16 protein-coding genes are annotated in these 17,214 nt (G+C 68.5%); 3 read left to right on the top strand and 13 right to left on the bottom strand.

What is annotated here, in order from left to right; genetic code table 11:
• Positions 1 to 67 precede the first annotated feature (67 nt).
• Entirely contained in the window at positions 68 to 1,621 is a 1,554-nt protein-coding gene (locus AC1DFC_RS18380) for an alkaline phosphatase D family protein (protein ID WP_478179754.1), read from the bottom strand.
• 60 nt (positions 1,622 to 1,681) lie between these two features.
• Positions 1,682 to 2,938 carry a YVTN family beta-propeller repeat protein gene (locus tag AC1DFC_RS18375; RefSeq protein ID WP_478179753.1) on the bottom strand — a complete coding sequence of 419 codons (1,257 nt, stop codon included), beginning with the start codon at positions 2,936 to 2,938 and terminating at the stop codon, positions 1,682 to 1,684.
• Between the two features lie 142 nt (positions 2,939 to 3,080).
• Here AC1DFC_RS18375 and AC1DFC_RS18370 point away from each other — a divergent pair, with 142 nt between their 5' ends.
• Together AC1DFC_RS18370 and AC1DFC_RS18365 are read left to right on the top strand one after the other, a co-directional pair.
• On the top strand, positions 3,081 to 3,656 hold the full coding sequence (locus AC1DFC_RS18370) for a sigma-70 family RNA polymerase sigma factor (protein WP_007837233.1): 576 nt from the start codon (positions 3,081 to 3,083) through the stop codon (positions 3,654 to 3,656).
• Positions 3,643 to 4,326: an anti-sigma factor family protein gene (locus AC1DFC_RS18365; protein ID WP_007837232.1), complete on the top strand. Its 684-nt coding sequence runs from the start codon at positions 3,643 to 3,645 to the stop codon at positions 4,324 to 4,326. The genes AC1DFC_RS18370 and AC1DFC_RS18365 overlap by 14 nt, the downstream gene beginning before the upstream one ends.
• A 12-nt stretch (positions 4,327 to 4,338) precedes the next feature.
• Here AC1DFC_RS18365 and AC1DFC_RS18360 read toward each other — a convergent pair whose 3' ends face one another.
• From AC1DFC_RS18360 to AC1DFC_RS18320, 9 genes are all read right to left on the bottom strand, one after another.
• Positions 4,339 to 5,589, bottom strand: coding sequence for an MFS transporter (locus tag AC1DFC_RS18360; RefSeq protein WP_478179752.1), 1,251 nt, complete (start codon positions 5,587 to 5,589; stop codon positions 4,339 to 4,341).
• Positions 5,590 to 5,721: 132 nt separating this feature from the next.
• Positions 5,722 to 6,414: an urea ABC transporter ATP-binding subunit UrtE gene (gene urtE / locus AC1DFC_RS18355; protein WP_413336235.1), complete on the bottom strand. Its 693-nt coding sequence runs from the start codon at positions 6,412 to 6,414 to the stop codon at positions 5,722 to 5,724.
• A 12-nt stretch (positions 6,415 to 6,426) separates the two neighbouring features.
• On the bottom strand, positions 6,427 to 7,305 hold the full coding sequence (gene urtD, locus AC1DFC_RS18350; RefSeq protein WP_478179751.1) for an urea ABC transporter ATP-binding protein UrtD: 879 nt from the start codon (positions 7,303 to 7,305) through the stop codon (positions 6,427 to 6,429).
• Complete coding sequence (urtC, locus tag AC1DFC_RS18345; protein ID WP_478179750.1) at positions 7,302 to 8,540, bottom strand: urea ABC transporter permease subunit UrtC; 1,239 nt, start codon at positions 8,538 to 8,540, stop codon at positions 7,302 to 7,304. The genes urtD and urtC overlap by 4 nt, the downstream gene beginning before the upstream one ends.
• On the bottom strand, positions 8,537 to 10,084 hold the full coding sequence (urtB, locus tag AC1DFC_RS18340; protein ID WP_478179749.1) for an urea ABC transporter permease subunit UrtB: 1,548 nt from the start codon (positions 10,082 to 10,084) through the stop codon (positions 8,537 to 8,539). The genes urtC and urtB overlap by 4 nt, the downstream gene beginning before the upstream one ends.
• Positions 10,085 to 10,269: 185 nt before the next feature.
• A complete protein-coding gene (gene urtA, locus AC1DFC_RS18335) occupies positions 10,270 to 11,538 on the bottom strand; it encodes an urea ABC transporter substrate-binding protein (protein ID WP_007837226.1) in 1,269 nt (422 codons plus the stop codon).
• A gap of 116 nt (positions 11,539 to 11,654) precedes the next feature.
• On the bottom strand, positions 11,655 to 11,981 hold the full coding sequence (locus AC1DFC_RS18330) for a nucleotide pyrophosphohydrolase (RefSeq protein WP_007837225.1): 327 nt from the start codon (positions 11,979 to 11,981) through the stop codon (positions 11,655 to 11,657).
• 87 nt (positions 11,982 to 12,068) lie between these two features.
• Positions 12,069 to 13,547 (bottom strand): MFS transporter, encoded by a 1,479-nt coding sequence (locus AC1DFC_RS18325; protein ID WP_478179748.1) that lies wholly within the window; start codon positions 13,545 to 13,547, stop codon positions 12,069 to 12,071.
• A 73-nt stretch (positions 13,548 to 13,620) separates the two neighbouring features.
• Entirely contained in the window at positions 13,621 to 14,007 is a 387-nt protein-coding gene (locus AC1DFC_RS18320) for a hypothetical protein (protein ID WP_007837222.1), read from the bottom strand.
• A gap of 116 nt (positions 14,008 to 14,123) precedes the next feature.
• Here AC1DFC_RS18320 and AC1DFC_RS18315 point away from each other — a divergent pair, with 116 nt between their 5' ends.
• Positions 14,124 to 15,050: an AraC family transcriptional regulator gene (locus AC1DFC_RS18315; RefSeq protein ID WP_478179747.1), complete on the top strand. Its 927-nt coding sequence runs from the start codon at positions 14,124 to 14,126 to the stop codon at positions 15,048 to 15,050.
• A gap of 21 nt (positions 15,051 to 15,071) precedes the next feature.
• Here the strand turns inward: AC1DFC_RS18315 and AC1DFC_RS18310 are convergent, their stop codons facing one another.
• Both AC1DFC_RS18310 and ppk2 read right to left on the bottom strand, forming a co-directional pair.
• Positions 15,072 to 16,112, bottom strand: coding sequence for an extracellular catalytic domain type 1 short-chain-length polyhydroxyalkanoate depolymerase (locus AC1DFC_RS18310; RefSeq protein WP_042674074.1), 1,041 nt, complete (start codon positions 16,110 to 16,112; stop codon positions 15,072 to 15,074).
• A gap of 63 nt (positions 16,113 to 16,175) precedes the next feature.
• Complete coding sequence (gene ppk2, locus AC1DFC_RS18305) at positions 16,176 to 17,096, bottom strand: polyphosphate kinase 2 (RefSeq protein WP_007837216.1); 921 nt, start codon at positions 17,094 to 17,096, stop codon at positions 16,176 to 16,178.
• Positions 17,097 to 17,214 lie beyond the last annotated feature (118 nt).

Below are 17,214 nucleotides of genomic sequence, written 5' to 3'. Positions count from 1 at the left end.
AGAGAGGGATGAAGAATGGCGGCGGCCATCATAGGCATGGCCGCGCGATCCTGCAGGCGGCGGAGATTCAGGTGGATTCGAGATGCACGCCGGGCGCGCCCCGGGCCACCGAGAAGCGGGCCATGGGCGCCACGGCCGAATCGGCGTTCTTCTCGTTCTCCACCGCGCGGAACTCGACCTCGCAGCCGCGGGCATCGAGCGTCACGAGCGCGTAGCCGCGCTTGTCGCCGCGGCCGTAGCGCAGGTGCTCGTTCTTAGCGAGCATGTTCGCCACGTTGGCGGCGCTCGGCCCTTCGGAGGTGATGGCGCCGCCGACGAATTCGGTCGCCACCGCCGGCCCTTGCGCCTCGCGCCGCAGGTCGGCGGCCCAGAAGGCGTGCACGTCGCCGCTCGCGACCAGCGCGTTGCCGCCGCGCGCCTTGTGTGCGGCCAGCCCGTCGAGCAGGCGCGCGCGGGCGGCGGCGTAGCCGTCCCATCCGTCCATCCAGTAGCCGTGCTCGGGGCCGCGCTTGCGGTCGGCCTCGGCGAGCAGCGTGGGCTGGGCGAGCACGGTCCACTGCGCGGGTGGCGCCGCGAGTTCGCGCGCGAGCCACGCCTCCTGCGCCGCGCCGAAGAAGCTGCGTTCGGGCGCGAGCCGGCCGGGGCAGTCGGCCAGCGGCGACGCGCTGCGGCCCGCGAGGCAGGCGTGGTGCGAGCGGTACTGGCGTCCGTCGGTCAGCAGCACGTCGAGCATGCGGCCGAAGCGATGGCGGCCGTAGATGGTGGCGTCGGGCCCGCGCGGGCGCATGCTGGCGGGCACCGGCATGTGCTCGTACCAGGCCTGGTAGGCGGCCGCGCGAATCGCGAGGAATTGCGCGGGGTCGACGGTGCGCGGCGATAAATCGTTCGCGTAGTCGTTGGCCACTTCGTGGTCGTCCCAGGTCACGAGCCAGGGAAAGGCGGCATGCGCGGCCTGCAGGTGCGGATCGGTCTTGTAGAGCGCGTAGCGGTTGCGGAACTCGGCCAGCTGCGTGGGAATGCCGCCCTCGTGGCGCCGCACGTGGCGCGAGCCCCAGGAGCTTTCATAGATGTAGTCGCCGAGATGAACCACGAAGTCCAGCGGCTGCGCGGCCATGTCGCGGTAGGCGGCGTAGTAGCCCTGCTCGTACTGCTGGCAGGAGGCGAAGGCGAAGCGCAGCGGCTGCTGCGTCCCGTCGTCCTCGGCGGGCGTGGTGCGCGTGCGTCCAATCGGGCTGCGTGCGCCGCCGGCCGTGAAGCGATACCAGTAAGGGCGGCCCGGCGACAGCCCCTGCACTTCGACATGCACCGAATGCGCAAGCTCGGCCGTAGCGATGGCCGAGCCCTTCGCCACGACGCGCCTGAAGCCCTCGTCGTCGACGACTTCCCATCGCACCTCGACGGGCGCATCGCCCATGCCGCCGCCCTGCAGCGGCTCTGGCGCCAGGCGTGTCCAGAGCACGAAGCCGTCGGCGCACGGCACGCCCGAGGCCACGCCCAGCGTGAACGGATCGCGCGACGCCGTGGCCGGCTGCGCATTCAGCCGCAGGAACGGATGGCCCAGCGAAGCGGCGGCCAGCCCGCCGCACAGCAGGCGTCGGCGCGAGAGTCTTTCTTCCTTCATCCGGGGCAATGTCCCCCGGTTCGCTCGCCCCTGTCAATCGGGCCGGACGAAAGCCGACAGTCAGGACCCTGGCTGCGAGCCCACCACCGTGACCCGCGCCGTCATGTACGGATGCACCGAGCAGACATAGTCGTACACGCCCGGCTTGTCGAAGACGCGGGCGAAGGCCTTGCCGGGCAGCAGCAGGTCGATGCCCGTCGAGCCGTCCTTGAAGACCAGGCCGTGCGGCGCGCCGTCGTCGTTCTGCCAGCTCACGCGCTGGCCGGCCTTGACGGTGATCTGCGCGGGCTCGAAGGCGAAGTTGCGGATGGCCACGTGTGCCGAGCCGCCTGCGTGCGCGCCTTCGGAAGCTGCCGTGCGCTGCAACGCGATCTTGCGCGGCGCGTTGCCCACCGCCACCGTGTGCATGGGCCCGCCCGCAAGGTCGACCACGCTGACGTCGTTCGAGCCCTCGTTGCTCACCCACAGCTTCTTGCCGTCCGCCGACAGGTCGAGCCAGTGCGGCTGCTTGCCCACAGGGATGCTGCGCACCGCCGCGTGCGTGGCCGGATCGAACCACATGACCTCGCCTGGCCCCTGCACCACCACCACACCGCTCGCCATGCCCATGAAGTGCTGCGCGATGTGCGGCGACACGCCCGTGGGAATCGGCACGCCCCACTGGTTGGTGGCGGGGTCGAGCACCTGCACGGCGGCCACGCCGGCCAGCGTGAGGTACAGCGCCTTGCCGTCATGGCTGAACTCGAGGTCGCGCGGCGGCTTGTCGAGCGGGATCTGCGTGACCACGGCGCGCGTCGCCATGTCGATGACCACCAGCGCGAAGTGCCCCGGCTCCTGCGAAGCGACGTAGGCCTGCCGCCCGTCGGGCCGGATGGCGATGGTGTGCGGCTTGGGCACCGGCACGGTGGCGCTCACGCCGTGGGCCGATGTGTCGACGAAAGCCACGCGGTCGTCGCCGTTGACGGCCACCAGCAGCCACTTGCCGTCGGTGGTCATGGCCAGGCCCTGCGGCCCCTTGCCCACGTCGATGGCGCGCGTGACACGGTCGCTCGCGGCGTCGATCTCGCTCACGGCAGCGGCGCCCGAGCCGCTCACGAACACGCTGCGCCCGTTGGGTGCGACGATGATGCCGTCGGGCCCCGCCGCCACAGGCAGCGTGGCGACGACGCGCTCGGTGCCGGTGTCGATCACGCTGACGGTGCTGTCCTTGAAGTTGCCGACATAGGCCTTGGGGCCTGCTGCAAGCGCGGCGCCGGCCGAAGCCGCCAGGGCCGCAAAGATGACGAGGATTCGCGCGAAGCCGGGCATGGCGATCATGGTGAAGACCTCCTGGAAGAAGAAAGAAGAAGCAGAATCCGCAGAGGGCATGACGCATGGCATGCCCTGCTTATTCCAGCGGGGGCCGAAAAAAACTGGAATAAAAAACCGGGCTGCCACGTCATGCAGGAAGAAGGAGCCCTTGAGCCTGTCGACCGACCGCACACGCCAGTTCGAAGCCGCCGCGCTGCCGCATCTCGATGCGGCATGGAACCTTGCGCGCTGGCTGCTGCGCGACGACCAGCTGGCCGACGACGCGGTGCAGGAGGCTTATCTGCGCGCGTTCCGGTTCTTCGATGGGCTGCGCGGCGAGAGCGCCCGGCCGTGGCTGCTGGGCATCGTGCGCAACGCCTGCTACGACTGGATGCGGCAGAACCGGCAGCTCGCCGACCAGGTGGAGTTCGACGAGCTGCGCGACAGCGAGGCGGTTTCAGCACCCTCCTCGCCCGAAGCCGGCGATCCGGCGCGGCAGTGGGAGCAGCGCGCGCAGGGCGAGCGAATCAACGCCGCCATCGATGCGCTGCCGCCGGTGTACCGCGAGGTGATCGTGCTGCGCGAGCTGGAGGAGATGCGCTACGAGGACATCGCGCGCATCGCGGGCGTGCCGCTGGGCACCGTCATGTCGCGGCTGTCGCGCGCGCGGGCGATGCTGCGCGAGAGCCTGCGCGACGAACGTCCCGGCGACGCGGGAGGAAGGACACGCCATGTCAATGTCTGACGAGGAACTGGGCACGCTGATCCGGCGCCATGCCACGCGGCACATGCCGCCCGAGGGGCTGGCCGCGCGCATCGGGCAGGCGGTGCGTGCGGAAGAAGTTGTTGTTGCCGCCTCGCCCACGCCCGCTCCGGTGCGGCGAAACCGGGGCCTGTGGCAAGGGCTGGCATGGTTCGGCACCGGCGCGGCCACGGCCTGGGGCCTGGCGCTCGTGCTTCTGGCAACGCCGGTGCCGCCTTCGGACGCTCTCGCCGAGGGCGTCACCGCCAACCATGTGCGCTCGCTGATGGCATCGCATCTGGCCGATGTGGCCTCGTCCGACCATCACGCGGTCAAGCCGTGGTTCGCCGGCAAGCTCGACTTTTCACCGCCGGTGGTCGACCTTGCCGCGGAGGGCTTTCCGCTCGCGGGCGGGCGGCTCGACTACCTGGACGGGCGCACGGTGGCGGCGCTGGTCTACCGCTCGGGGCCGCACGTCATCAACCTGTTCGTGTGGCCGGCTGCGGATGCAAAGGCGCAGGCGCCGGTGCTCTCCGCGCGGCAGGGCTACCAGCTCGTGCACTGGGCCCAGGGCGGCATGCAGGCCTGGGCCGTGTCGGATCTCAATGCAGTCGAACTGCAGAACTTCGCGGCGCTGCTGCGCGAGCGCGCCGCGACGCCCGCTGCGAAGTAGCCGGCAGCCGGCTCAGAAGGCGACGGCGGCCGGCCGGCGTGCGGCGGCACGGGCGCTTGCGATCGCCCAGCCGAAGATGCCCAGGCCCGCCAAAGCGAGCAGTGCGCCGACCCAGCCGGTCGAAGTCCAGCCCAGCCCGGCGGAAATCGCCACGCCGCCAAGCCATGCGCCGAGCGCGTTGGCCATGTTGAAGGCCGAGTGGTTGAGCGCGGCGGCGAGCGTCTGCGCGTCGCCGGCCACGTCCATCAGGCGGATCTGCAGGGCCGGGCCGATGGCCACGGTCGAGCCGATAAGGAACACGGTGAATGCTGCAGCCACGACGTGGTGCGCCGCGAAGGTGAACACCGCGAGCACCAGCGCCGCATAGGCCAGGACACCGCCGATGGTGCGCATCAGCGACTTGTCGGCCAGCCGCGAGCCCACGAGGTTGCCCACCACCATGCCGAGGCCGAAGAGCGCGAGCACGATGGGCACGCCGCCCACCGGCATGCCGGCCACCTCGATCAGCGTGGGCTTGATGTAGCTGAACACCGAGAACATGCCGCCGAAGCCGATGGCGGCGATGCCCAGCGTGAACCACACCTGCTTGCGCCTGAGCGCGCCGAGTTCGCGCCAGGGGCTGGCGCCGGCGGCGGGCGCCATGTCGGGAATGTCGCGGCGAAGCAGCGCGATGGCCACCAGCGCGATGAGGCCCACGAACACGAAGGCCGCGCGCCAGCCGAAGAACTGGCCCAGCCATGCCGCGATGGGCACGCCCACAAGCGTGGCACCGGTGAGCCCCAGCATCACGAGCCCCACGGCCCGCGCGCGGCGCCCCGGCGGAGCGAGCGTGGCGGCCACCAGCGCGGCCACGCCGAAGTAGGTGCCGTGCGGCAGTCCGGCGGCGAAGCGCAGCAGGTTCAGCAGCAGGTAGTTGGGAGCCGCGGCGCTGGCGAAATTGCCGGCCGCGAACACGGCCATGAGCACGATCAGCAGCGCGCGGCGGCGCCAGCCGGCGGCCAGCACCGCGAGCACGGGCGCGCCGATGACCACGCCAAGCGCATAGGCGCTGATGACGTGGCCGGCCTGCGGGATGCTCACGCCGATGTCCCGCGCGACCTCGGGCAGCAGGCCCATGATGACGAACTCGCCGGTGCCGATGGCGAAGCCGCCGACGCCAAGCGCGAGCACCGCGCGCAGGAAGTTGGCGGGCTTGCCCGAAGGCAGGGAAAAGGAAGAAATGTCGGTGACCGCGCTGTCCAGCGCGGGTGGGGAGGCGTTCAAGGCCAGGCTCCTGGGAGGGGTGCCCGGCGGCCGCGGGCAAGGCGCGATTTTAGGGTAAACCCTGAAATCGCGCCGATACGCAATTGCCGAAGACCTTGTACTGGCAGGGCCGCGAGGGCCTGGCCAGTGGGCTCAGATCGCCACCAGCTGCCGCACGCCCTGCGCTTCCATGTCCTTGCCGAGGCCGCGCGCGATGATCTCGCCGCGCTCCATCACGAGATAGTCGTCGGCCAGTTCCTGGGCGAAGTCGTAGTACTGCTCGCACAGCACGATGGCCATGTCGCCGCGGTCGGCCAGCATGCGGATGACGCGGCCGATGTCCTTGATGATGCTCGGCTGGATGCCTTCGGTGGGCTCGTCGAGGATCAGCAGCCTGGGCTTGGGGGCCAGGGCGCGCGCGATGGCGAGCTGCTGCTGCTGGCCGCCGGAGAGGTCGCCGCCTCGTCTGTTGATCATCTGCTTGAGCACGGGGAACAGCTCGAACAGTTCCTGCGGGATGGGCGTGCTGCCGCTCTTGTAGGCGAGGCCCATGCGCAGGTTTTCTTCCACCGTGAGCCTGGCGAAGATTTCGCGGCCTTGAGGGACGAAGCCGATGCCGGCCCTGGCCCTGTCGTAGGGCGTGGCCTTTTGGATCGGCTTGCCTTCGAGCTCGATGCTGCCGCTCTTGATGGGGACGAGGCCCATCAGCGACTTGAGCAGCGTGGTCTTGCCTACGCCGTTGCGGCCGAGCAGCACGGTGACCTTGCCGAGCGTGGCCTCGAAGCTCACGTCGCGCAGGATGTGGGAGCCGCCGTAGTACTGGTGGATGTTCTTGACTGTGAGCATGGGTTCGGTTCCTCAGCGGCCGAGATAGACCTCGATCACGCGCTCGTCGGCCTGCACTTCGTCCAGCGTGCCCTGCGCAAGCACGGAGCCGTCGCACAGCACGGTGACGATTTCGGAGATGGTGCGGATGAAGCTCATGTCGTGCTCCACCACCATCAGCGAGTGCTTGCCCTTGAGCGTGAGGAACAGCTCCGCCGTGCGCGCCGTTTCCTCGTCGGTCATGCCGGCCACAGGCTCGTCGAGCAGCAGCAGCTTCGGGTCCTGCATCAGCAGCATGCCGATTTCGAGCCACTGCTTCTGGCCGTGACTCAGGTTGCCGGCCAGGCGCGACACGCTGTCGGCGAGGTGGATGGTTTCGAGCACCTCGGCCAGGCGGTCACTCTGTGCCGAGTCGAGCCTGAAGAGCATCGAGGCGCGCACGCCCTTGTCGGTCTTCAGCGCGAGCTCCAGGTTCTCGAACACGGTCAGGTGCTCGAACACGGTCGGCTTCTGGAACTTGCGGCCGATGCCCAGCTGGGCGATGTCCGCTTCGCGATGACGCAGCAGGTCGATGGTGCTGCCGAAGAACACGGTGCCCTCGTCGGGCCGGGTCTTGCCGGTGATGATGTCCATCATCGTGGTCTTGCCCGCACCGTTGGGGCCGATGATGCAGCGCAGTTCGCCGGGCGCAATGTCGAGCGACAGCTTGTTGATGGCCTTGAAGCCGTCGAAGCTCACGCTCACGTCCTCGAGGTAGAGGATGCGGCCATGGGTGACGTCGACCTCGCCCGGCGTGACGTGGCGGCCGAAGTCGGCGGCGCGGCCACCCGATTCGGTGCTGCCGCTGTCGTAGGGCATGCCGCGGGCGCGGGCGGCGCGCTCGGCGCCGGCTTCCATCAGGTCGGGGGTCATGCGCGTGCTCCCTTCGGTTCGGCGCCCAGCGGCGCGTGCAGCGATTCCGGCTCCATGCCCTGCGAGGCGGCGAGTGCGCGTTGCGCTTCTTCGCGGCCGTCGCTCACCGCCGCCGTGGCGCCGGCCGCCGGTGCCTTCTCCCTCGACAACCACTTGCGCACCAGCCCCACGATGCCGTTCGGCAGGAACAGCGTGACGGCAATGAACAGCGCGCCCAGGAAGTACAGCCAGTACTCGGGGTACGCCACCGTGAGCCAGCTCTTCGCGCCGTTGACGATGAAGGCGCCGATGATCGGCCCGATCAGCGTGGCGCGCCCGCCCACCGCCGCCCAGATGGCGATCTCGATGGAGTTGGCCGCGCTCATCTCGCCGGGGTTGATGATGCCGACCTGCGGCACGTACAGCGCGCCGGCCACGCCGCACATGATCGCGGAAATGACCCAGATCGTGAGCTTGTACGGCAGCGGGTTGTAGCCCGAGAACATCACGCGGGTCTCGGCGTCGCGAATGGCCTGCAGCACGCGGCCGAACTTGCTGCCGATGAGCCACTTCGCGAACAGGAAGAAGCCCAGCAGCGTGGCGCCGGTGAGCGCGAACAGCGTCATTCGCATTTCCTGCGTGGCGATCGGAATATTCAGGATGCGCTTGAAGTCGGTGAAGCCGTTGTTGCCGCCGAAGCCCGTCTCGTTGCGGAAGAACAGCAGCATGGCCGCGAAGGTCATCGCCTGCGTGATGATCGAGAAGTACACGCCCTTGATGCGCGATCGGAAGGCGAAGAAGCCGAACACGAAGGCGATCAGGCCCGGCACCGCGACGATCAATATCAGCGTGGCAACGAAGCTGTCGCTGAAGGTCCAGTGCCAGGGCAGCGCCTTCCAGTCGAGGAACACCATGAAGTCGGGCAGGTCGCTCTTGTAGTTGCCGTCGCGGCCGATCTGCCGCATCAGGTACATGCCCATCATGTAGCCGCCGAGCGCGAAGAACAGGCCGTGGCCCAGCGAGAGGATGCCGGTGTAGCCCCAGATCAGGTCCATGGCCAGCGCGCAGATCGCGTAGCACATGATCTTGCCGACCAGCGCCACCGCGTAGTCGCTCATGTGCAGCGGGCTACCGGCGGGCACCCACATGTTGAGCACCGGCGCCACGGCGCAGACCACGATCAGCGCGAYGAAGAAGGCCGTCCAGCCCTTGCCGCTCAGGAGCGGCCCCTTGGTTGGAAGTACGACCTTGCTCATGCCTCAGCGCTCCGGCCTTTCATTGCGAAGATGCCCTGCGGCCGCTTCTGGATGAAGATGATGATGAAGACAAGCACCGCGATCTTCGCGAGCACCGCGCCCGCCCAGCCTTCGATGAACTTGTTGAGAATGCCCAGCCCCAGCGCCGCATACACGGTGCCCGCGAGCTGGCCGACGCCGCCCATCACGACCACCATGAAGCTGTCGACGATGTAGCTCTGGCCCAGGTCGGGGCCGACGTTGCCGATCTGGCTCAGCGCGCAGCCGGCAAGGCCCGCGATGCCGGAGCCGAGCGCGAAGGCGTAGGTGTCGATGCGCGCGGTGTTCGCGCCCATGCAGGAGGCGATCGGCCGGTTCTGCGTGACGCCGCGCACGAACAGGCCCAGCCGCGTCTTGCCGATGAGCCATCCCATCGCGAGCAACACCAGCGCCGCAAAAATAATGATGCAGATGCGGTTCCACGGCAACGTGACGTTGCTCAGCATCGAGAAGCCGCCGCTCATCCAGCCGGGGTTTTCCACACCGACGTTCTGCGCGCCGAACAGCGTGCGCACGAGTTGCTGCAGCATCAGGCTGATGCCCCAGGTGGCGAGCAGCGTCTCGAGCGGGCGGCCGTAGAGGAAGCGGATCACGCCGCGTTCGAGCACCGCGCCGACCAGCGCCGATGCGAGGAACGACACCGGGATCGCAGCGACGAGGTACAGCCCGAACGTCGACTCGGGCAGGTACTTCTGGAAGATGCCCTGCATCACGTAGGTGGCGTAGGCGCCGATCATCATCAGCTCGCCATGCGCCATGTTGATGACGCCCATCAGCCCGTAGGTGATGGCGAGGCCCAGCGCGGCGAGCAGCAGCACCGAGCCCAGGCTGATGCCGCTGAACACGGCGTTGATGCGGTCGCCCCAGACCAGCGAGCCGTCGATGCTGGCGATGGACGCGACGATGGCGGCCTTGACGTCCGCTTCGGTTTCGTCGGCCAGGCGCTGGTTGAGCAGCAGCTTGGTGTCGGGGTTGCGGTTGCTGCCCAGTTCCTTCGCGGCCACGAGGCGCTTGGCCTTGTCGGCGCTGGTGAGCATGCTGGCGGCGCGCACCAGTTCGAGTTGCGCCTTGATCTTCGGGTTGGTCTCGGCGGCCAGCGCCTTCTCGACCATCGGGATGCGTGATTCGTCGGGCTCCTTGAACAGGGCCTGTGCGGCTTCGGCGCGCACCGCGTCGTCCTTGCTCGTGAGCTTGAGCGCGGCCTGCGCGGCATCGAGCGCGCCGCGCATGAGGTTGTTGTTGACGACGTCTTCGGCGGTGTCGGGCACTTTCAGCTCGGCGCCGGTGACGGGGTCGAAGCCTTTGTCGTCCTTCATCACGAAGACCTTGTCTTCGGTGTACTTGACTGCGTCGTCGGACATCGCCTGGATGAAGGCGGCGGTCTTCTCGTCGGCCGTGAGCACGGCCTTGTTGAGCGCGGCGATGCGGGCTTCGGATTCGCCGGAGGCGATGGCCCGGGCTTCGTCGGCGGTCAGCGCGTGGGCGGCCGATGCCATGAGGAGCATGGCGGCAAAGGCGCAGTGAAGGGTTCGTCGAAGCATCTTGAAAGTGGGATTGGGGTTGGCTCCCTCCCCTTCCGGGGGAGGGTTGGGGTGGGGGCACGCGGCACCTGCACAAGCGCAGCGCTCGAATCGACCGCCGCCAGCCCCCACCCCTGCCCTCCCCCAGCGGGGGAGGGAGAAAAGCACACTTACAGCGACTTGCCAGCCGGCTGGTCCGGCTTCTTGTCGTTGCCTTCGATGTACGGACTCCACGGCTTGGCCTTGACCGGGCCCGGCGTCTTCCACACCACGTTGAACTGGCCATCGGCCTTGATCTCGCCGATGAACACGCTCTTGTGCAGGTGGTGGTTCTTCTCGTCCATCTTCGACACGATGCCCGAGGGGGCCGTGAAGGTCTGGCCGGCCATGGCGGCGATCACCTTGTCGGTGTCGGTCGACTTGGCCTTCTCGACCGCCTGCTTCCACATGTGGATGCCGATCCAGGTGGCTTCCATCGGGTCGTTGGTGAGCGGCTTGTCCTTGTGGCCGGCGATGTTCTTGGCCTTGGCGTACTCGCTCCACTGCTTGATGAAAGCCGTGTTGGTCGGGTTCTTGATCGACATGAAGTAGTTCCATGCGGCAAGGTGGCCCACCAGCGGCTTGGTGTCCACGCCGCGCAGCTCTTCTTCACCCACCGAGAAGGCAACCACGGGCACGTCCTTGGCCTTCAGGCCGGCGTTGCCGAGTTCCTTGTAGAAGGGCACGTTGGAGTCGCCGTTGATGGTCGAGACCACCGCCGTCTTGCCGCCGGCCGAGAACTTCTTGATGTCGGCAACGATGGTCTGGTAGTCGCTGTGGCCGAACGGCGTGTACTTCTCGTCGATGTCGGTGTCCTTCACGCCCTTGCTCTTCAGGTAGGCGCGCAGGATCTTGTTGGTGGTGCGGGGGTACACGTAGTCGGTGCCCAGCAGCACCCAGCGCTTGGCGCCGCCGCCTTCCTTGCTCATCAGGTAGTCGACCGCCGGAATGGCTTGCTGGTTGGGCGCTGCGCCCGTGTAGAACACGTTCTTCGAGAGCTCTTCACCCTCGTACTGCACGGGGTAGAACAGCAGGCCGTTCATTTCCTCGACCACCGGCAGCACCGACTTGCGCGACACCGAGGTCCAGCAGCCGAAGATCACCGAGACCTTGTCCTGGCCGAGCAGCTGCTTGGTCTTTTCGGCGAACAGGGGCCAGTTGGAGGCCGGGTCGACCACCACGGGTTCGAGCTGCTTGCCCAGCACGCCGCCCTTCTTGTTGATGTCGTCGATGGCCATCAGAACGGTGTCCTTCAACACGGTTTCCGAGATGGCCATCGTGCCCGACAGCGAGTGCAGCACGCCGACCTTGATGGTGTCGGCGGCAAATGCGGGCGCAGCAGAAATGCTGGCCAGCGCGACGGCGGCGGTGAGCGCCTTGAGTGTGAAACGACGTTGCATGTGGACTCCTGCTCCGGGGTTGGTTGACCTTGGCGCCAGCGCTGTGCTGGCGTGGGAGGGAGTTTGCGGAATGCACCAGGACGGGGAAATACGCCGGGTGGCGTACACGGAGGTACTCAGGCGGACGGCGGCGGTGCCGGGTACTTCCGGGCGTTGACCAGCATCTTGCTTCTTGCCGCTTCCACCAGGTCGATGCCGAGCTTGTCGGCAAGCTGGAGCAGGTAGAGGAAGACGTCGGCAATCTCCGTGCCGATCTCGGCACGCTTGTCGGCCGGCAGCGAGCGGCTCTGCGCTTCGGTGAGCCACTGGAAATGTTCGAGCAGCTCGGCGGCTTCGACCGAGAGCGCCGACGCGAGGTTCTTGGGGGAGTGGAACTGCTCCCAGTTACGGGCCTGGGCGAAGTCGCGCAAGGCTTGGGTGATTGAGGTCAGATCGGATTCCATGGCACACCAGTCGTCGGGCGGCGAGTGTGGCACGCTCCAGGGAAGAAGCCCAATCCGGGCATGCACATACCCGGATTGGGCAAGGCGTCACAACCGGGGCGCCGAGGGCCGGGTGCCTCGCCAGTGGAACATCGCGACGAGAAGAGCCGACACCATCAGGTACACCAGCGCCACCCCGAACGCGCCCGAATACGCAGCGGTGTCCGTCGCATTCTCCAGCCTCCCATAGAACAGGATCCCGATCAACGCCACCCCCAGCGCATTGCTCGCCTGCTGCACCATCGACAGCACGCCCGAGGCCACGCCCGCATGCTGCGGCGGCAGGCCGGCCAGCACGGTGGACACCAGCGGCGCCATCACCATGCCGAGGCCTGCGCCCTGCACCAGCAGCAGCGGGACCATCCAGGCGACCACATGCGAGTGGCCCGCCCATCCCGCCACGTTGACGAACTGCAGCGCATGCCCCGCCGCCAGCACGAGGGCGCCGAGCGCGATGGGCGGCTTGCCGCCGAAACGCCGTGCGAGGCGCGCACCGGCCATCGACGTCGCGAAGAAACCGACCGCCAGCGAAGTGAAGACCATGCCCGACGCCAACGGGCCCAGCGCCAGGCCCTGCTGCAGGTACAGCGCCAGCACGAAGTACAGCGAGGCGTTGCCCACGTAGAAGGCCAGCGTGGTGAGCAGGCCCGTGACAAAGCGGCCGTTGGCCAGCAGCGCCGGCGCCACCAGCGGCGCACCGCCGCGCAGGGCGAGCCGGCGCTGCTGAAAAGCGAATGCGGCCAGCAAGGGCAGCGCGGCCGCAAGGCACAGCCAGCTCCACAGCGGCCAGCCTTGCTCGCGCCCTTCCACCAGCGGCAGCACCACGGCCACCGATCCCGCGGCCGCCAGCAGCATGCCGGCGAGGTCGAGCCTGCTGTTGCCGTTGTTCGCCAGCGGCGGAATGACGCGCGGCGCGAGCACCAATGCCAGCAGCCCGATGGGCACGTTGATGAGGAAACAGCTGCGCCAGCCGAGCCCCGCCGGATCGGCGTGGATCAGCAGGCCGCCGACCAGTTGCCCGAGCGTGGCACCGAGCCCCAGCGTGAGCCCGTAGGCCGCGAAGGCGCGCGCCCGGCCTTCGCCGATGTAGGCCAGCCCGATCATCGCCAGCACCTGCGGCTGCAGCAGCGCCCCGGCCAGGCCCTGCAGCACGCGCGCGGCCACCAGCATCTCGGCATTCGGCGCGAAGCCGCAGGCCGCGGAGGCCAGCGTGAACAGCAGCAGGCCCAGCATGAACATGCGGCGCCTGCCGAACAGGTCGCCGAGCCGGCCGCCGGTGATCAGTCCCGCCGCGGTGGCCAGTCCGTAGCCCGCCACCACCAGCTGCAGGGTGCCGGCGCTCGCCAGCAGTTCGCGCTGCATCGACGGCAGCGCGACGTTGACGATGAAGAAATCCAGCACCACCAGGAAAGTGCCGCTGAGCATGACCCACAAGCCGAGCCGGCCGGGCCCGGTCGCGCCTGCGCTCTGCTGACCGCCCGATGGAGAAAGCGATGCTGCCGAGGCAGCGATGTTCGACTGAATCATGGTGGTAACCAGTGTTGGGAGAAAGGGGCGCGACGACAATGACCTGCGAGGTCATGGCCGATGCGCCGGCCGCTCAGACGGAAGGCGTCGGCAGGATGAATTGGTAATCGACGGCAATGCGGCCGTCCCCGGCCAGCACCAGGAACTGCAGCCCCAGCGCGGCCACCGGGCCGCCCGCGGCCGGGACCATGTGCCAATGGAACATCACCGCGTCGTGCAGGAACTGGGCATCGCCCGCGCAGACGAAGCGAAAGCCCGCATCGCGCACGTTCTTCTCGTGCGAGCCGGTGACCCGCCGATGCAGCGCCTCGTAGCCTTTGGCCTGCAGCGTGCGCACGTAGTGCTCGCCCTCGGGCACCCAGAGGCCGGCGATCGCGGTGCGGCGCGCGGTGGCATCGGGCTCGTTCCAGGCTGCGACGTAGCGCTCGGCGAGTTCGGCGGATTCATTGCGTTCATTCATGGTCTGCTCCGGTGTGCTGCAAGAGTGAAGCCGCAGTTTCGGCCTCGACTGCTGGACAGTGAATGCCCGAAAATCCACCCTTCTTGTCCATTCGTCCAACACCACAGGAGCCGCCCATGGACCCGCTCGACGATGTCTTTGCCGCGATGCGCGTGCGCAGCGCCTTGTATGCCCGCCTCGAGGCCCGCGCACCCTGGGGCCTGAGCCTGGCCGGCGGCGAGAGCGCGCGCTTCGGGCTCGTGGTGCGCGGCGGCTGCCTGCTCGAGGTCGAGGGCGTGGCGCAGCAGGTGGCGCTGGCGGCGGGCGACTGCTATGTGCTGGCGCACGGCACGCCCTACGTGCTGCGCGACCATCCGAACACGCCCACGGTGAGCTGCACCTCCGTCGTGCGCGACCGCATCGGCGGGCTGGTGAAACTGGGCGGCACGGGCACCGCGGCCTCGGTGATCTGCGGCTGGTTTCACTTCGACCAGCGCGCCGCGCAGCCGCTGCTGGCGCTGTTGCCAGTGCTGCTGCACGTGAAGATGGAGCAGGCACGCGCCCTGGCGCTGCAGGGCACGCTGCAGCTGCTGGCCATGGAAACCGGCGAGCCGGGTCTCGGCTCCAGCCTGCTCGTGAGCCGGCTGGCCGACATCGTGTTCGTGCAGGCGGTGCGCGCGCACGTCGCGGCGAATGGCGAATCGCAGACCGGCTGGCTGGCCGCGCTGGCCGACGCGCGCATCGGCCCGGCCCTGCGCGCCATGCACAAGGACATCGCACACGGCTGGACGGTGGAGGCGCTGGCCGGTGCCGCGAGCCTGTCGCGCTCCGCCTTCGCGCAGCGCTTTCGCGAGCGCGTGGGGCAGTCGCCGCTGGAGTACCTCACGCAATGGCGCATGTTCAAGGCCGGCAACATGCTCGGCCAGGGCGATGCCGCGGTGGGTGCGATCGCAAGCGCGATGGGCTACGAATCGGAGGCCGCATTCAGCAAGGCCTTCAAGCGCGAGAAGGGCATTGCGCCCGGTGCGTGGCGGGCGGCCGCGCGCGAAGGCGCCACGGCATAGCGCCTCCTCTTCAGGCCTTCGCTACGGCACTGCGGCCTTGAACTGCGCCGCCGCGAACGCCCAGGCCATGCGCGTGGCATCGGGCCCCTCGGGGTCGCTGAACAGCAGCTTCGGCGCGCCGCCGCTCCACGAATGGCCCAGTCCCGCGATCTCGCACAGCGTGACGAGCGCGCGGCCCTTGCGCCTGAAGTCGGTCACGCGCATTGCGCGGCGCTTGCCGCGCTGCATGTCGCGCGGCAGTCCGGGCCGCGCGCCCACGGCCGTGGCCCACACCGCAGCGCTGCTGACGGCATTGCTCGGCGCGACCACCGCGTCGGCATCGCCGTGCAACACCAGCATCGGCGGCAAGGTGGTGAAGACGGCCGCAGCGCCCATCGCCTTGCCGACCGCCGTGGCAGGCATCGGCGGCACATTCTGTCCACGCATGGCGCCGAGGGCGGTGGCCGACGACTTCGCTGCGCCGGGCGCCACACCCGAGTGCATGACGACGGCGCGGAAGCGGTTCGGATAGCGCGTCGCAAGCAGGGCCGCCATGCTCGCGCCGGCCGAGAGACCGGCAAGCGCCACGCGGTCGCGGTCCACGGGATACAGCATGCAGGCCTGGTCGATGGCGGCCATCAGCGTCGCGGCTTCGGCGTCGGCCTTGCCGGAGCGGCGCTCGTACCAGTTCCAGCAGCCCTGCGGGTGGGCGATCCGGTCCTGCTCGGGATAGAGCACCAGGAAGCGCTGGCGCACGGCCAGCGCGTTCATGCGCGTGCTCGCGGCAAAGTCGCGCCCGGTCTGGCCACAGCCGTGCAGCATGACCATGAGCGGCAGTTTCTCGCCGGGCTGCAGTTGCAGGTCGGCCGGACGGAACAGGTGATAGCCGCGCGCGCCGCCCGGCCCCATCGCCATGCCGCTGAGCCAGTCGCCACGGCCTGGCGGCGGCTTGAGACGCTTGGCGGTGGCGCGCTGCACCTGCCCCGCCACGCGCTTGCTGTTGCTCAACGTGAGCTTGGTGAGTGCCTTGAGGTTGCGCTCGTAGGCGCGGGCGAAGACGGAAGCGGTGGAACGACGGGCCATGGCGCGCAGTGTGAAGGCAAAGCGCCGGGCGGCCAAACGGCGGCCCTCCCGCCATCCGGCGCCTCAGTAGATCTCCGGCACGATCATGTTGGCCGGCACGGGCTGGCGCAGGTAGTCCGCATGGCGCACGCGCTCCGGCAGCTCCACCGGCGGATGCGGCACCTCGTTGTAGGGCAGCTGGCCCAGCAGGTGGCTGATGCAGTTCAGCCGCGCCTTCTTCTTGTCGACCGCCTGCACCACCCACCACGGCGCCTCGGGGATGTGGGTGCGCTCCAGCATGATTTCCTTCGCCTTGGTGTATTCCTCCCAGCGGCGGCGGCTCTCGAGGTCCATCGGGCTCAGCTTCCATTGCTTGAGCGGATCGTGGATGCGGCCGAGAAAGCGCATGTGCTGCTCGTCGTCGGTGATGGAGAACCAGTACTTGATGAGCTTGATGCCCGAGCGCACCAGCATCTTCTCGAACTCGGGCACGGTGCGGAAGAACTCCTCGTACTCGTCGTCCGTGCAGAAGCCCATCACGCGCTCGACGCCGGCGCGGTTGTACCAACTGCGGTCGAACAGCACCATCTCGCCCGCGGCGGGCAGGTGCGCGGCGTAGCGCTGGAAGTACCACTGCGTGCGTTCGCGGTCGTTGGGCGCGGGCAATGCGGCGACACGGGCCACGCGCGGATTCAGGCGCTGCGTGATGCGCTTGATGACGCCGCCCTTGCCTGCCGCATCGCGGCCTTCGAACAGGATGACGACCTTCTGCTTGCTGTGCTGCACCCAGTCCTGCAGCTTGACCAGTTCGCCCTGCAGGCGGAACAGCTCCTTGAAGTAGGCCTGGCGGGCAGCCTTGTCGGCGGACACGGTGGCTGACGGATCGAGGCCGTCGATGTTGCGGTCCTCGATCTCCAGTTCGAGCTCTTCGTCGTAGCTGTCGATCAGGTCGCGGGCGATGCGTTGCATCAGGTCTTCGTGGTCGGGAAGTGCGCTCGTCAGCATGGTGGGCAAGAAGAAGGTGAAAGGGTCGAAAAAAGCATGCTGCTCGCCCCATATGACGGCTGCGTGACGGCCCGAAGCCGATTGACACGCCGTTGTCACACGGCGCGAACACCATCCG

The sequence above is a fragment of the Variovorax sp. 10L421 genome (genome assembly GCF_056395365.1).
Note: the sequence above shows the minus strand (reverse complement) of the source record. Positions and strands in the feature narration are given on the sequence as shown.

What these genes read in the sequence shown, in the direction of transcription:
- AC1DFC_RS18380 (WP_478179754.1), bottom strand. Translation starts at nt 1,621, where the DNA reads ATGAAGGAAGAAAGACTCTCGCGCCGACGCCTGCTGTGCGGCGGGCTG.
- AC1DFC_RS18375 (WP_478179753.1), bottom strand. Translation starts at nt 2,938, where the DNA reads ATGATCGCCATGCCCGGCTTCGCGCGAATCCTCGTCATCTTTGCGGCC.
- AC1DFC_RS18365 (WP_007837232.1), top strand. Translation starts at nt 3,643, where the DNA reads ATGTCAATGTCTGACGAGGAACTGGGCACGCTGATCCGGCGCCATGCC.
- urtE (WP_413336235.1), bottom strand. Translation starts at nt 6,414, where the DNA reads ATGCTCACAGTCAAGAACATCCACCAGTACTACGGCGGCTCCCACATC.
- urtD (WP_478179751.1), bottom strand. Translation starts at nt 7,305, where the DNA reads ATGACCCCCGACCTGATGGAAGCCGGCGCCGAGCGCGCCGCCCGCGCC.
- urtB (WP_478179749.1), bottom strand. Translation starts at nt 10,084, where the DNA reads ATGCTCCTCATGGCATCGGCCGCCCACGCGCTGACCGCCGACGAAGCC.
- urtA (WP_007837226.1), bottom strand. Translation starts at nt 11,538, where the DNA reads ATGCAACGTCGTTTCACACTCAAGGCGCTCACCGCCGCCGTCGCGCTG.
- AC1DFC_RS18330 (WP_007837225.1), bottom strand. Translation starts at nt 11,981, where the DNA reads ATGGAATCCGATCTGACCTCAATCACCCAAGCCTTGCGCGACTTCGCC.
- AC1DFC_RS18325 (WP_478179748.1), bottom strand. Translation starts at nt 13,547, where the DNA reads ATGATTCAGTCGAACATCGCTGCCTCGGCAGCATCGCTTTCTCCATCG.
- AC1DFC_RS18320 (WP_007837222.1), bottom strand. Translation starts at nt 14,007, where the DNA reads ATGAATGAACGCAATGAATCCGCCGAACTCGCCGAGCGCTACGTCGCA.
- AC1DFC_RS18315 (WP_478179747.1), top strand. Translation starts at nt 14,124, where the DNA reads ATGGACCCGCTCGACGATGTCTTTGCCGCGATGCGCGTGCGCAGCGCC.
- AC1DFC_RS18310 (WP_042674074.1), bottom strand. Translation starts at nt 16,112, where the DNA reads ATGGCCCGTCGTTCCACCGCTTCCGTCTTCGCCCGCGCCTACGAGCGC.
- ppk2 (WP_007837216.1), bottom strand. Translation starts at nt 17,096, where the DNA reads ATGCTGACGAGCGCACTTCCCGACCACGAAGACCTGATGCAACGCATC.